The following is a 13483-nucleotide window of genomic DNA, read 5'->3' on the forward strand; positions in this document are numbered from 1 at the left end:
AAGCCGTCCCGGCTCAGAACAGCTCCGCCTGCCCGGAGTAGCGCTTTTGCGCCTCGGTGAGCGTGGATTTCATTTCCATCGCTTCGAGCAACTGAAGCAGCTTCGCCACCTGCGGCTCTCCCTGGTTCACCTGCGGCAGCACCGGCTTATCGCTCAGCGTGGTCAGCTTGAGGTTCACGCGGAGCCGCTCCGCGTCCCGGATCACAACTTCGCGGAAACGCTCAGGCTTAAGTGAGCCGGCCGCGGCGATGATGCCCTCGAGGGTCTTGAACTCGGCGAACCACTTCGCCGCCGTCTTCGGCCCCACCCCGTCGATGCCGGGAATATTGTCGGAAGTGTCCCCGATGAGCGCGAGGTATTCGGCGATCTGCGCGGGGGGCACGCCAAACTTCTCGACCACGGCAGCCGCGTCCATCAGGCGCCAGCCGAGCTTCGGGTTGGCCGTCGGTGGCGGAGACAGGATTTTGATGCGGTCGTTCACGCACTGGGCGAAATCCTTGTCGGCGCTCACGATCAGCACGTCATGCCCGGCGGCGGCGAGTACGCGCGCCTGGGCGGCCAGCAGATCATCCGACTCCACGCCGTCCAACTCCACGCCCACCAGTCCCATCGCCCGCGTCAGTTCCTTGATGACGGGAATCTGCTTCTCCAGCGGCTCGGGCGTTTCCTTGCGCTGGGCCTTGTATTCCGGATGCAGGGCCAGCCGGTCCTGTGAGCCGCCGAGGTCGAAAAAGACCAGCATGGCGTCGGGCTTTTCCTGGTCCTGCAGCTTCCACATGGTCTTAACCCAGCCATGCAGGGCACCGGTCGGGAACCCATCCGCGCGAGTCAGTTCGGGCATCCCGTAGAACGCCCGGAACGCCATGTTGTATCCGTCAACCAGCAGCCATTTCGCCATGCGCCGAAGGAAACCGGGAACGGGGCGGGCACAAACCCAAATCACCGCGCGCGACTCACGGCAACCAGGGGAACTGCTCGGCCTTGGGTTTGCGCTTCTCGCGCTGCGCGGTGCTGAACTCCTTCGCTTCCTCGGTCATGTAGTAGAGCATGGTGGCGTTGCCGGAAAGTTCCTGCACGCCGGTCAAGCCGTCGAGTTCCGCGTTGAAGGCCGACTTCAGGCAACGGATGGCGAGCGGGCTGCGCTCTAGAATTTCCTTCGCCCAGGTGACGCCCTCGTTTTCGAGTTCGGCCACCGGCACAACCTTGTTCACGAGGCCCATCGCCATTGCCTCGGCGGCGTTGTATTGGCGGCAGAGGAACCAGATCTCGCGGGCCTTTTTCTGGCCGACGAGCCGGGCGAGGTAGCTGGAGCCGTATCCGCCGTCAAAGCTGCCCATCTTGGGCCCGACCTGGCCGAAGATCGCGTTGTCCGCGGCGATCGTGAGGTCGCAGATCACGTGCAGCACATGGCCGCCACCGATCGAATAGCCGGCCACGAGCGCAATGACGACCTTGGGCATCGAGCGGATGAGCTTCTGGACATCGAGGATGTTGAGCCGCGGCACGCCAGCGTCGTCGATGTAGCCGCCATGGCCCCGCACCGACTGGTCCCCGCCCGCGCAGAAGGCATATTTGCCATCCTTGGCCGGACCCGCGCCAGTCAGAAGCACCACGCCGATCTTGGGGTCCTCGCGGGCGTCCAGCAGGGCCTCATGCATTTCCACGACGGTCAGCGGGCGGAACGCGTTGCGCTTCTCCGGCCGATTTATCGTGATGCGGGCGATGCCGCCGGCTTTGTGATAAAGGATGTCGGTGTAGGTTTTGACGGATTTCCAAGCAATGGCCATGTGCACAGGGTTGCCCGAAAAGCCTTGAGCGGCAACCGTTTTCACCGGCACGGCCTGATTTTACCAAGCAGCGTCAAGCAACATTTGGGTCTGCCCGTAAAACTGCTTGGAGTTGCGGACGCTGGCCCGACAATCGCCCCTTCACATGAGCAACCCAGCTTCAGCCACCGGCACAGCCGCCAAAGCGGGACTCACCATGGGAGCGCTGGGCGTGGTTTTCGGCGACATCGGCACCAGTCCGCTCTACGCGTTGCGCGAGTGTTTGCAGGCCCTGCCGGCCGATGAACGCAGTGCGAGCATCCTCGGCGCGTTGTCGCTGGTGTTCTGGGCGCTGCTCTTCGAGGTCACTTTCAAGTATCTCGGATTCGTGATGCGTGCGGACAACCGCGGCGAAGGCGGCATCTTCGCCCTGCTGGCCCTGAGTCATGGGGAGCACCAGCGTCCCCGCAAGGGCGGCAGCTGGCTCATCATCCTCATCCTGTTTGGCGCGGCGCTGCTCTATGGTGATGGCGTGATCACCCCGGCCATCTCGGTGTTGGGTGCGGCGGAAGGCTTGGAGAGCTTCAACCCCAACTTGGCGCAGTATGTGCCGCTCATTGCCTGCGTGATTCTCGGCGGTCTGTTCCTCGTCCAATACAAGGGCACCAAGGCCATCGGCCGTATTTTCGGACCGGCCATGGTGGTGTGGTTCCTGGTGCTCGGCAGCCTTGGTCTCTGGCACATCGTGGAGACCCCCGCGGTGCTGGCGGCCGTCAATCCCGTGCACGGCTTTCGCCTGCTGGCCGAGCACCCCACCAACGCCGCGGCCATCCTCGGCGCGGTGGTGCTGGTGATCACCGGCGCCGAGGCGCTTTACGCGGACATGGGCCACTTCGGACGCAAATACATCGCCCGCGCCTGGTATTTTGGGGCTTTTCCTGGACTGGTCTTGAACTACTTCGGTCAAGGCGCGTGGGCCCTCTCCCACCCCGGTGATCCGACCAGCCCCTTTTTCGCCCTCGTGCCCGAGGGCCCGGCGCGCCTCGTGCTCACGGGCTTGTCCATCGTAGCCGCCATCATCGCCAGCCAGGCCATGATTTCCGGCACGTTTTCGCTCACCCGCCAGGCCATCCAGCTCGGCTATTTCCCGCGCCTGCAGGTCAACTACACCAATCCCGACCAGTCCGGGCAAATCTACCTGCCCTTGGTCAACGGCGCCCTTGCGCTCGGTTCCATCTGGACCGTGATCACCTTCAAGTCGTCGAACAACCTCGCCGCCGCCTACGGCATCGCCGTCACCGGCACCATGGTCGTAACCACCATCGCCTTCTACAGCGTGATGCGCCGGCGCTGGCGGTGGCCGCTGCTCGGTGCCGCGGCATTGGCGGCCGTCTTCCTGCTCTTCGACGGTGCCCTGTTCTACTCAAACCTCCACAAACTGGTCCACGGTGGCTGGTTCCCCGTGCTGGTCGCCCTCGGGATGCTGGCGATCATGCACACCTGGAAAAAGGGCAAGGAGGAGATCTTCCGCCGCATCTACGCCAACGAGATCACCGAGGACGAACTGTGCAATGTCGCCGCCTCCGACCGCATCGTGCGGGTGCGCGGCACCGCGGTGTTCATGGCCGGACTGGCGCGCGGCACTCCGCTCGTGCTGCTGCATCATGTGAAGGCCAACAAGGTCCTGCATGAGACCGTCGTCTTGCTGAGCGTCGTCACCGAGGAGGTGCCGGCCGTGCCCGATGCCGAGCGGGTGGAAGTGCGCGAGATTGGCCAGGGCCTGGGGGTGTGGCGCGTGGTGGCCCGCTACGGCTACATGGAGTCACCCGACGTCACCGCCCTCATGGAGCGCGTGCGCGACACCGGGGTGCCGGTGAAACTCACCGAGACCACCTACTACTTTAACCGCGAAATGATCATCACCGGCGGCGACACCCGCCTGTGGCATTGGCAAAAGCGGCTTTACTCGCTCCTCAGCCGCAACGCCCGTCCGGTGCGCGACTACTACCGCCTGCCACCGATGCAGATCATCGAGGTGGGCTTGCCGATCCAGCTCTAGCGGCTGAACCGGCCCCGGCAGGAAATCGCTCTTCACGTTTCCTTGATAATACTTCGCGTCGAGGCGGCTTGCGCGGGGTGCGGCTCCTGCGCAAGAGTGTCCGTGATGCGCTCTCTGATCCGCTCCCACCGGTTTCTCAGCCACTTTCCGGCCGCCCAGGGTGCCAAGCTGGAAAAGCTGGTGCGCCTGGTGCGCTTTCCCCACCGCGCGGTGATCTTCGAGGAAGGCAGCGTCTCGGACTGCGTCTATCTGGTGCTGACCGGCCGCGTGGCGCTCATGAAAAAATCCGCCGTCGGCACGGCGCAGCTCATCGCCCACAAGGGACCCGATGACTACTTCGGCGAACTCGGTGTCCTCGACGGCTCGCCCCGCAGCACGGCCGCGATTGCCGACGGGCCGGTTCAGCTCGGGCGCCTGGCACAAAGGCAGTTTATCCAGCTGCTGTCCGAATCCTCCTGGCACACGGTGCTGCGGCTCTTCAGCCACGTGAGCGAGAATCTGCGCGCCACCAACGAGCGGTACGTCAGCGAGGTCATGCGCAAGGAAAAGATCACCCTGATCGGCGAGATGGCCAACTCGATGATCCACGACTTCCGCGCCCCGTTTTCCACGATCAAACTGGCGACCGAGCTCATCGCCAAACGCAACCAGACGCCGCAGAACCAGGAACTCTGCCGCATGATCCTGCGGCAGGTGGACCGCCTTGGGGGCATGGTCGAGGAGGTGCTGGATTTCGCGCGCGGCGAAACCCGCCTCAAACAAAGGGCCGTGCCCTTGCAGGAATCCCTGCACCAGCTGCACGAGAACAACCTCGAGGCGCTCGCCCGCGCCGGCATCCGCCTGACCTTCAAGCCCACGCCGCTCGTCGTGTCGCTCGACTCCGACCGTTTTCAGCGCGTCATGCAAAACCTCGTGACCAATGCCCGCGAAGCCCTGACCGGCCGTCCGGGGGCCAAGGTGGCCGTCTCCGCCAAACGCGAAGGCCGCTTCGCCACGGTCAGCGTGGCCGACAACGGTCCCGGCATCCCGCGCGAAATCCGCGAGACCTTGTTCGAGCCTTTCGTCAGCCGGGGCAAACCCAACGGCACCGGCCTCGGCCTGGCCATCGCGCGCTCCGTCATCGACGCCCATGGCGGCAGCATCGAGTTCAAGACTTCGCGCCAGGGCACGACCTTCCTCGTGCGCGTCCCGCTGGCCTGATCCTAAGCCAGCTTGGCCGCCACGGCGGCGAAAGTCTCCTTCCGCCACGCCGCGTCTCGCCGGCGGTCGGTGCGCAGTTCCAGCACCCGCACACCGCGCTGCGGCAACTTCGCCAACGCCTGCGCCAGGTGCGCGGCGGACTTCACCACGCGGTGTGCCACGCCGTAAGTGGCGCAGAGCCTGGCAAAATCCACGTTCTGGGGCGTGGCGAAAAACTCTTCGAAGGGCGGCTCGAACTGCGCGACGGGCAGGTGCCCGAAGATGCCGCCGCCGTTGTTGTTGATCAGCAAGATGGTCAGGCTGCCCCTGAGCTTGGGCACCGTGAGAAACCCGTTCGTGTCATGCAGCAGCGAGAGATCGCCGGTCACAAGGGTCGCAGGCGCGCCGCCGTGCGCCACACCCAGCGCCGTCGAAAGCGTGCCATCGATGCCGTTGGCCCCGCGGTTGAAAAAAATCCGCTGGCCGCGGTTGCCCAACGGCCAGAGATACTCGGCGTCGCGCACCGGCATGGAGCTGGCGAAGAAGCAGGGCGTGCCGGCTGGAAGACTGGCCGCCAGCAGCGCCGGCCAGACCGGCTCGACAAGATTCTTCACCGACTTCAAGGCCGCATTGAGCGCACGACCCACTCGGGCATCGGTCCGGAGCCATTCCTTGGCATAGCCAGACAGCGCACGCCGGCCGCGGAAATGCCCACCCCACACCGCCGGATTCGCCGACTCCACCCGAGTGCGCAAGTGCAAGGCGTCCTCGTTGGTCGCACGGTCCGTGACCAGCACCACCTCCGGATCAGCCTGCTGCAGCCACATTCGCAGCACCTTGCTGGTCGGCCAGCCACCGAGGCAGATGACCTGTTCCGGACGCAGCATGGTCGCGACCTTGTCGTTGCGGAGCATGGTGTCGTAGTGCGCAACCACCGCTCCGGCGCTGCGAGCCTGCATGCGCACCGGCGAAAGCGCGTCGGCCAGAACTGGCCAGCCCAGGGCACGCGAAATGCGTCCGACGTTTTCAGCGCACCGCCCCCCCGCGGCCGACTCAATCGGTCCGACCACGATTATGCCCCGCTGCTTGAAACGCAGCCCGCCCGCCAAGCCAGTCGCAACGGGTCCGGCCGGCGGACGAAGCCCGTCGAAGAATCCTCTCATCTCAGATGCCGTCGGGAGAGCCGCCTGGTCAGGCAAGGGCACCAGCGGGTCGCGAAACGGACAATTCAGATGGACCGCTCCGGCGGCCGGAAGCGACGTGCGCGCGAACGCATACGCCACGGTCTGACGCAGGTAGCGCAGCATCTGTAACGTTGCCTGCGGCACGGCCAGCTCATGCTGGAAGTTCACGTAGCCGCCGTAAATTTTCACCTGGTCGATGGTCTGTCCCGAGTGGCAGTCGCGAAGCTCCGGCGGCCGGTCCGCCGTGAGCACCAGCAGCGGCACGCCACTCTCGTGGGCCTCGACCACCGCGGGCAGGAAATTTGCCGCCGCAGTGCCGCTCGTGCAGACCAGCGCAACCGGGCGCCGGTGCTGCTTGGCCAGACCCAGCGCAAAAAACGAGGCGGACCGTTCGTCCAGCACCGGGATGGTCTCGATACCGGCATGCCGGGCCAGCGCGAAGGTGAGCGGCGCCGAGCGAGAGCCGGGCGAGATTACCGCCTGGCGCAAACCGCAGCGCACGAGCGTCTCCACGAGCACACTGCACCAGAGGGTGTTGGTGTTGCGGAAATCGAGCGTGCTTGCGGGAGCCGGCTTCATGACTGGGTGAGGGCTTCGAGCAGAGCTTTGAACTTCAGCTCGGTCTCGGCAAATTCCTTCTCCGGTTCCGAACCGGCCACGATGCCGGCGCCCGCGTAGGCCGTGGCGGTGCGGCCATCGATCAGGGCGCTACGCAAGCCGACAAAGAACTCGCCTCCGCCCCGGTGATCAACCCACCCCTGCGGGCCGGCGTAAAGCCCGCGCGGGAAAGTTTCGAGGCGCCGCATGGCCGCGAGCGCGGGCTCCTGCGGCGCACCGCCCACCGCCGGTGTCGGATGCAGTCGGGCCACGAGGTCGAGAATATGCGCTTCCGCCGGCAGGCTGGCGCTGACGGGCGTGTGCAGGTGATGCACGTTGGCCAGTCCGAGCAGCCGCGGTTGTGTCGCGTGTTCGAGTTGCAGACCCAGGTCCGCCAGACGTCCGGCAATCGAGTCGAGCACCAGCCGGTGTTCGCGCAGGTCCTTCTCGCTGTGCAGGAGTCCCTGGGCAAAGGCCGCGTCTTCGCTGGCCGACTGGCCGCGTGGAGCCGAACCGGCCAGCGCGGCCGTGTGCATGCGCCCGCCGGCCACGCGCACCAGGCGCTCGGGCGACGCGCCGATGAAGCTCTGTCCTTTGCCATTGGCGATGGAGAACGAATAGCAGTCGGGATAACGCTGCCGCAGGTGGTTCAGCACGCCCATGGGATGAAACTCCTCGGTGGTCGTGTAGCGAAGGGCGCGGGCAAGCACGACCTTCTGGTAATCGCCGCGGGCGATCTCCGTGAGCGCCTGCGCCACGGCCCGTTGATACGAGCCGCTTCCGCCGATTTCCTCCGCCATGCGCGGGGCGGACGGACGGTCCTTCTGCTTCGCCCGGCTGTAGTCGAAGGCGCCGAATTTCGCATGCGCGCGCCAGATGCGGGCCGTGAGCATTTCCAGCGGAGCATCCGCCGCCACCAGCACGTTCGCCACGGCCACGGTGCTGTCGCCCATGCGGGCCACCTGCCAGCGCGGCACGAAAAGCCGAAGCGAGGGAAAGGCCGCCCCGGGTGCCGCCTCATCGGCGAAGCCGGCGGCAAAGAAGAAATGCGGCCCGGCAAACGGCTCGGCCAGCGGACCAACGGCGATCGTGTTGGCCAGCGTGGCGGCGATGAAAGCCTTCGCGTCGGCAAAGCGCCGGGCACCCTGCGCAGTAAACTCCACCGCCACTTCGGCGCCCGCCACGCCAAAGCCCTGCGCAGGACGTTCGGCGTAGAAGTGGGGTTCGCCCGGTTCGAAGATGGACTCCAGCACCGCCAGCGGATCGAGGTTGTCCACCACTACGCTGATGCTCACCAACTGCGGACGCCCCGCCGTGCGCGCCTCGGCGGCACACTGCGCGAAGAAGGCTCCCAATGCCTCCGGGGTCGCGCTCCCGGTCGGGTTGACGGGTGGGGTTTTCATGCGGCTGATGGCTCTGGATTTCTCGCTCCGCTCAGAATGACAGGTTCGGCACTGATCCGTCAGACGCGTCATCCTGAAAGCAGTGATGGATCCATCATTTCTTCGGCACGGGGGCCGGGGCGGCCGGCGGTGTGGGCCGCGGGAAGAGCACCAGCGACTCGGCGACCTTGCGGCCGGCGAGTTTGCCGCCCCAGACGAGTTCGTCGCGCCAGACCGCGCCGGGCTCGTAACCGAGCACGGCGTTAATCTTCTGGGTGGAGGTCGGAATCACGTGCTGGATGAGTGCCACCGCCAGCCGCAGCGCCTCGGCCATCGTGGCGAGCGAGGTGCGGAGCAACGCCTGGTCCCTCGCCTCGGCGGACTTGCCGAGCTTCCAGGGGGCGCGTTTCTCGATGTAAGCGTTGGTCTCGGTTAGGAAGACCATCGCGCGCTCCAGCGCAGTGTGGAACTGATGGCCTTCGCAGAGCGGGATGAACTCATCGCGGGTCTTGTCCCAAAGGGCGCGCAGGTTCGCATCGAGTTCGTCGCCGGCCTCGGCCGCGGGAATGACACCACCGGCGAAGCGGGTCGTCATGTTGAGCGTGCGGTTGACGAGATTGCCGAGGTTGTTGGCCAGTTCGCTGTTGTAACGCACGAGGAACTGCTCGCGCGTAAAGTCGCTGTCCTGGCCGACGTTCATCTCGCGAATGAGGAAGTAACGGAAGGCGTCGGCACCAAACTCACTGACGAGATCGAGCGGGTTGAGCGCGTTGCCCGTGCTCTTGGACATCTTGGCGCCTCGCTGCAGCCACCACCCGTGAGCGATGATGCCCTTCGGCAACGGGATGCCCGCGGCCTTCAGCATGATCGGCCAGTAAACGGCGTGCGGCGGCACGAGGATGTCCTTGCCGATGACGTGGTGCGCCTCGCGCCAGACCTCGGGGCGGTCCACGACGGCGGAGTAATAGTTGAGCAGCGCGTCGAACCACACGTAGGTGACGTAACCATCGTCGAACGGCATCGGGATGCCCCATTCGAGGCGCTCCTTCGGGCGCGAGATGCAGAGGTCGTTGAGCGGCTCCTTCAGGAATTCAAGCACCTGCTTTTGCCGGTAGGCCGGGAAGATGAAATCGGGATTGTCGGTCAGGAACTGGACGAGCCAATCCTGATACTGCTTCAGTTTGAAGAAGTAGTTGGACTCCACGATCTCGGTGACCTCGCCGAAGATCTCGGGCCACGAGCCGTCGGGGTTGCGGTCCTTGTCCTGGAGGAACTGTTCCTGGCGCGTCGAGTAGAAGCCCTTGTATTCGGACTTGTAGATCTCTCCCTTCTGAAAGAGCTGCTGGAGGATGTCGCGCACGACCTTCTTGTGCCGCTCCTCGGTGGTGCGGATGAAGTCGTCGTTGGTGATCGTCAGGCGCGGCAGCAGCCCGCGGAACTCCTGGCTGACCTCGTCGCAGAACTGCTGGGGCGGGATGCCGCGTTTGCGGGCGCTGGCCTGGACCTTCTGGCCGTGCTCGTCCACGCCGGTCAGGAAGTGCACCTCATCGCCCATCATCCGCCGGAACCGGGCAATGACGTCCGTCAGCACCTTCTCGTAGGCATGGCCGAGGTGCGGCGAACCGTTCACATAGTCGATGGCGGTCGTGATGTAGAAACGCGGCATAAAAGGGTCAAAAGATGTAGCCGGGCCGGGGCGTTTGTCGAAGGTTTTGACGAACCCCTCATCCCCGGCCTAACCTTCGGCCAGTCCCGCATGCATCCCCTCACCCGCTCCATCGGCCTGGCCCTGCTGCTGTTGCTGCTTTTCCTGGCCGCGGCCCTGAGCCTCCAGTGGTGGCTGACCAAAGAGACCCGCCATCTGCAACGCCTGGCCGTGGACGAGCAACGCGCGCGCTTGGGGCGGATTATCGCGCTGAGCGGTTTGCCGCCGGAGCGCTGGGATGCCTATTTTCAGAAGGAACTCGGTGCCATGGTCGGCGGCACGGTCGAACTCTACCAAACCGGGCAAGCTCCCGCCACCCCTGGACCGGCAGGCGGACTGAGCTTCACCATGCCGGTCGGAAACATGCCGGGCTGGGAGGCGCGGGTGAGTTTCGCGACACCTGCACTGACCCGCACCCAGGTGCTGCATCAGCGTATCATGGCCACCGTGGTTCTGCTGGCTCTCTTGCTCGGTCTGGTGCCGTTGCTGGCCATCCTGATTGAAAGCCGCCGATCGTCCATGGAGTCCACCACCCGCGCTCCCTGGGGACAGGCACGGGCCGAGGCGACGAGCTTGCAGGAGCTGGCCCGGCTGACCCACGAGCGAGGCACCGCCCTCGCGGTGGAGCACGCCGCGCGCGCCCGCGCCGAGGAGGATCTGCAGGTCAACCGCAGCCTGCTCGACCGCTCCGTCGCCGAACGCGTGCGCCTGGGCCGCGAGTTGCACGACAACATCTGCCAGACCCTCTACGCCGTGTGCCTCACCCTGGAGAGCGTGCAGAAGAAATCCGACCTCGCCCCGGAAATGCAGGAGCGCATGCAGCAATGCCTGGCCGAGTTGCGGCGCGTCAACCAGGAGGTGCGCTCCTACCTGCAAGATCTCGAGCCGGGCAGCGTCAACGGCCAGTCCTTCAACGCGGCGCTCGCCGGCATGCTGGGATCACTGCCCACCGGAGACGAGGTTCGCATCGAGCGCCGGCTCGACGCCGAGACCCTGGAGCTGATACCTTCGCCGCAAGTGGCCGAAATCATGAACATCCTGCGAGAAGCCGTGAGCAACAGCCTGCGGCATGGCGGCGCCCGCCGGATCATCCTCCGCGCTGGCCGCAACGACGAATCGATCGCGCTATCCGTGCAGGATGACGGCCGGGGCTTCAGCCCCGAGGCCAGCCGGGGCCACGGTCTGGACAACATGCAAGCCCGGGCCCTCGGCCTCGGCGGCGGCTTGCAAGTCGAGTCCACGCCCGGTCAGGGCACCCGCATCATCCTCACCTTGCCGCTGCCCGCCCACTCATGAGCGCTTCCTCGGCCAGCATCATCCGTATCATCCTGGTTGACGACAGCCCCATCGTCCGACTCGGCCTGCGCAGCGCCCTGGAGGACTACGCCGACATCCAGATCGTCGGCGAGGCCGGCACCGCGGCGGCAGGGTTGGAACTGCTGAACCGCTTGAAACCGGATGTCGTGATGCTGGACCTGCACTTGCCGGACAAATCCGGACTGCTGGCGTGTCGCGACTACCTCAAATCGCGCCCGGGCACTCCCGTGCTCATCCTGACTTCCAGCAACAGCGAACGGAATGTGCATGAAGCCATAGCCGCCGGGGCCAAAGGCTACCTTCTGAAGGAGAACGATGGCCCGACCCTGGCCTCCGCCTTGAGAGCAGTGGCGCGGGGCGATTCCGTGCTGGATCCCTCCATGGCCAGTCAAGTGGTCAACTTGGTCCGCCACGGCGGCACGCAAAGCGCTAACGACAAGCTGGATGCGCTTTCACCGCAAGAGCGTCGGGTGGTCGCCTTATTGGCCGGTGGTATGACCAACAAGGAAATCGGCGAACAGCTGGGGCTGACCGAGAAAACGGTGAAGAACTACCTCGCGACCATCTTCACCAAGCTAAACATCACCCGCCGCACCCAGGCAGCCGCACTCTATGTTGAAGCGGGGAAAGCGGGGCAGCATTAATGACCAATAGAGGCTTAAGCCTCTGGCCATAACAGAGTCTTTTTCTGCGGCCATAGGGCCATATCGGGTTTCACCGGCTTAGGCTACTATGGCCGCCGATGCATCCCCACCCGTCCAGCAATATTCACGCGCGGAGAGGAACAACGATTCCTTCTGCATGCGTTGAGGGCACCACCGTGGTAGCTCCAATCCAGCCGCGTAAAAAATCCAGCGGCGTCACCCTCGTCGAAGTCATGGTCGCACTGACCCTGATGGCGGGCGTGATGTTGGGCTTTATCGGCACCTTTATCCAAAGCCGCCGGGTGACCGAGTCGAGCGTGCTGCATGCCGCCGCAACTTCGATGACCTATGGGATCATCGAGCAAATCAAGCAGCTCGACTACACGACGCTCTTGCCGAGCTACGAGACGGATCCTTTTGCGCCGTCGGCGACAACCCCGCCCTACTTCCGGGTCCGGCTTAACCAATCAAAGGTAGTCTGGTTGAAGGTGGTCCACACCACGGCGGGCAACACCCCGAAGGGACCCACGACCACGCCCGATGCCTCGGTCAAGGCAGCCGACATCGGCGCCATCGACAACTACACCGGCAGCATTCCCCTCTCGACCGTCACCGGCACGGCCTCGCAGCAAATCAACATGAACATCTGGGTGTGGATCGACGAGATTCCCGACGGCGACGCCAGCGAGGTGAAGAAAATCACTCTGGTCTACACTTACAGCTACCTCGATGGCCGCGTCGAACGCGTCATTCGCGACCGTGAGGTCATCATTCGCACCCGCTTCGATCAATGAAAACATCCCCGACCAATTCCCGACGTCTCCACCAGCGCGGTTTCACCTTGGTGGAGGTTCTGATCAGCATGACCGTGATCTCCATCGTCATGACAATGTGCCTGAGCACGTTCCTCTTCGGCCTGCGCACGATGTATAAGGACAGCCAGCGCCTGGAAACCAACGCCACGCTGCGGTCCCTCATGGCCCAGATTTCCAAGGAGACGCTGGACGCCTCGTTCTTCTACCTCTTCCCGTATTACACCGATATCGACACCAATGTCAGTCTGGTGGCCGGCGAAGCGGGCGGCCCTTCATCCATGCAACTCGAGGATGCGGCTGACAACGACTACGACAAGTGGATCGCCCATGGCGACTGTTTGGTGCTGGTGACCGCGACGTCCCAATACCGGACCAGTGATATCCGGCAGATCCGAATCTATTACCGGATGACGGGCAGCCAGGAGAAGCGAAACGTCCCGCAGGAAATGCGCTACTATGAAACCAAGGATTGGGGTGAGGGTTCCTCCTCCACCTCGAACGGCCACCCGCTCACCGGCCTCGCCGCGGAACTTAATGCCATAAACCTGGCCGGAAACGCCAGCCCGACGGGTTACAAGGTGCTCGCCGATCAAACCATCGGACGGGCGGTAACGGTGGCCTCTTCACCCTTTGTCGTGGGCGACCGCTACCCGTCATTCTCGTCTGAATCGCCCGATTCCACCGCCACAAACGGCTTCATCGCGATCAACATGGAAGTCGTGAACGGCACCACCCGGAACAACATGCTCTCCAGCTCCAGTTTCAACTACACCGTCTCGCCCCGACGCTAAGCCATGAACAACCACCGTATCTCCTCCTTCTCTCGTGAACGCGG

At 64.5% G+C, this 13483-nt stretch carries 11 protein-coding genes; 6 read left to right on the top strand and 5 right to left on the bottom strand.

Annotated elements, in window-relative coordinates:
* Positions 1 to 13: 13 nt before the first annotated feature.
* Both ESB00_RS12815 and menB read right to left on the bottom strand, forming a co-directional pair.
* On the bottom strand, positions 14 to 898 hold the full coding sequence (locus ESB00_RS12815) for a 5'-3' exonuclease (protein ID WP_129048075.1): 885 nt from the start codon (positions 896 to 898) through the stop codon (positions 14 to 16).
* 55 nt (positions 899 to 953) lie between these two features.
* A complete protein-coding gene (gene menB / locus ESB00_RS12820; RefSeq protein WP_129048076.1) occupies positions 954 to 1787 on the bottom strand; it encodes a 1,4-dihydroxy-2-naphthoyl-CoA synthase in 834 nt (277 codons plus the stop codon).
* A gap of 145 nt (positions 1788 to 1932) precedes the next feature.
* Here menB and ESB00_RS12825 point away from each other — a divergent pair, with 145 nt between their 5' ends.
* Complete coding sequence (locus ESB00_RS12825; RefSeq protein WP_129048077.1) at positions 1933 to 3825, top strand: potassium transporter Kup; 1893 nt, start codon at positions 1933 to 1935, stop codon at positions 3823 to 3825.
* 105 nt (positions 3826 to 3930) lie between these two features.
* Positions 3931 to 5025 (top strand): ATP-binding protein, encoded by a 1095-nt coding sequence (locus ESB00_RS12830; protein ID WP_129048078.1) that lies wholly within the window; start codon positions 3931 to 3933, stop codon positions 5023 to 5025.
* Positions 5026 to 5027: 2 nt separating this feature from the next.
* Here ESB00_RS12830 and menD read toward each other — a convergent pair whose 3' ends face one another.
* The 3 genes from menD to metG form a co-directional block, all read right to left on the bottom strand.
* Positions 5028 to 6767: a 2-succinyl-5-enolpyruvyl-6-hydroxy-3-cyclohexene-1-carboxylic-acid synthase gene (gene menD / locus ESB00_RS12835; RefSeq protein WP_129048079.1), complete on the bottom strand. Its 1740-nt coding sequence runs from the start codon at positions 6765 to 6767 to the stop codon at positions 5028 to 5030.
* Positions 6764 to 8188, bottom strand: coding sequence for an isochorismate synthase (locus tag ESB00_RS12840; protein WP_164976189.1), 1425 nt, complete (start codon positions 8186 to 8188; stop codon positions 6764 to 6766). Before ESB00_RS12840 ends, menD begins: the two co-directional genes overlap by 4 nt.
* Before the next feature lie 94 nt (positions 8189 to 8282).
* Complete coding sequence (gene metG, locus ESB00_RS12845) at positions 8283 to 9833, bottom strand: methionine--tRNA ligase (protein WP_129048081.1); 1551 nt, start codon at positions 9831 to 9833, stop codon at positions 8283 to 8285.
* Positions 9834 to 9923: 90 nt separating this feature from the next.
* Here metG and ESB00_RS12850 point away from each other — a divergent pair, with 90 nt between their 5' ends.
* The 4 genes from ESB00_RS12850 to ESB00_RS12865 all read left to right on the top strand — a co-directional run bounded on the left by ESB00_RS12850 (position 9924) and on the right by ESB00_RS12865 (position 13439).
* Positions 9924 to 11168 carry a sensor histidine kinase gene (locus tag ESB00_RS12850; protein ID WP_164976190.1) on the top strand — a complete coding sequence of 415 codons (1245 nt, stop codon included), beginning with the start codon at positions 9924 to 9926 and terminating at the stop codon, positions 11166 to 11168.
* Complete coding sequence (locus ESB00_RS12855; RefSeq protein WP_129048083.1) at positions 11165 to 11833, top strand: response regulator; 669 nt, start codon at positions 11165 to 11167, stop codon at positions 11831 to 11833. Before ESB00_RS12850 ends, ESB00_RS12855 begins: the two co-directional genes overlap by 4 nt.
* A 98-nt stretch (positions 11834 to 11931) precedes the next feature.
* A complete protein-coding gene (locus tag ESB00_RS12860) occupies positions 11932 to 12627 on the top strand; it encodes a type IV pilus modification PilV family protein (protein WP_129048084.1) in 696 nt (231 codons plus the stop codon).
* Positions 12624 to 13439 carry a PulJ/GspJ family protein gene (locus ESB00_RS12865; RefSeq protein ID WP_129048085.1) on the top strand — a complete coding sequence of 272 codons (816 nt, stop codon included), beginning with the start codon at positions 12624 to 12626 and terminating at the stop codon, positions 13437 to 13439. Before ESB00_RS12860 ends, ESB00_RS12865 begins: the two co-directional genes overlap by 4 nt.
* Positions 13440 to 13483: the final 44 nt, after the last annotated feature.

Origin of the sequence: Oleiharenicola lentus (genome assembly GCF_004118375.1) — a bacterium.
Lineage (GTDB): Bacteria > Verrucomicrobiota > Verrucomicrobiia > Opitutales > Opitutaceae > Lacunisphaera > Lacunisphaera lenta.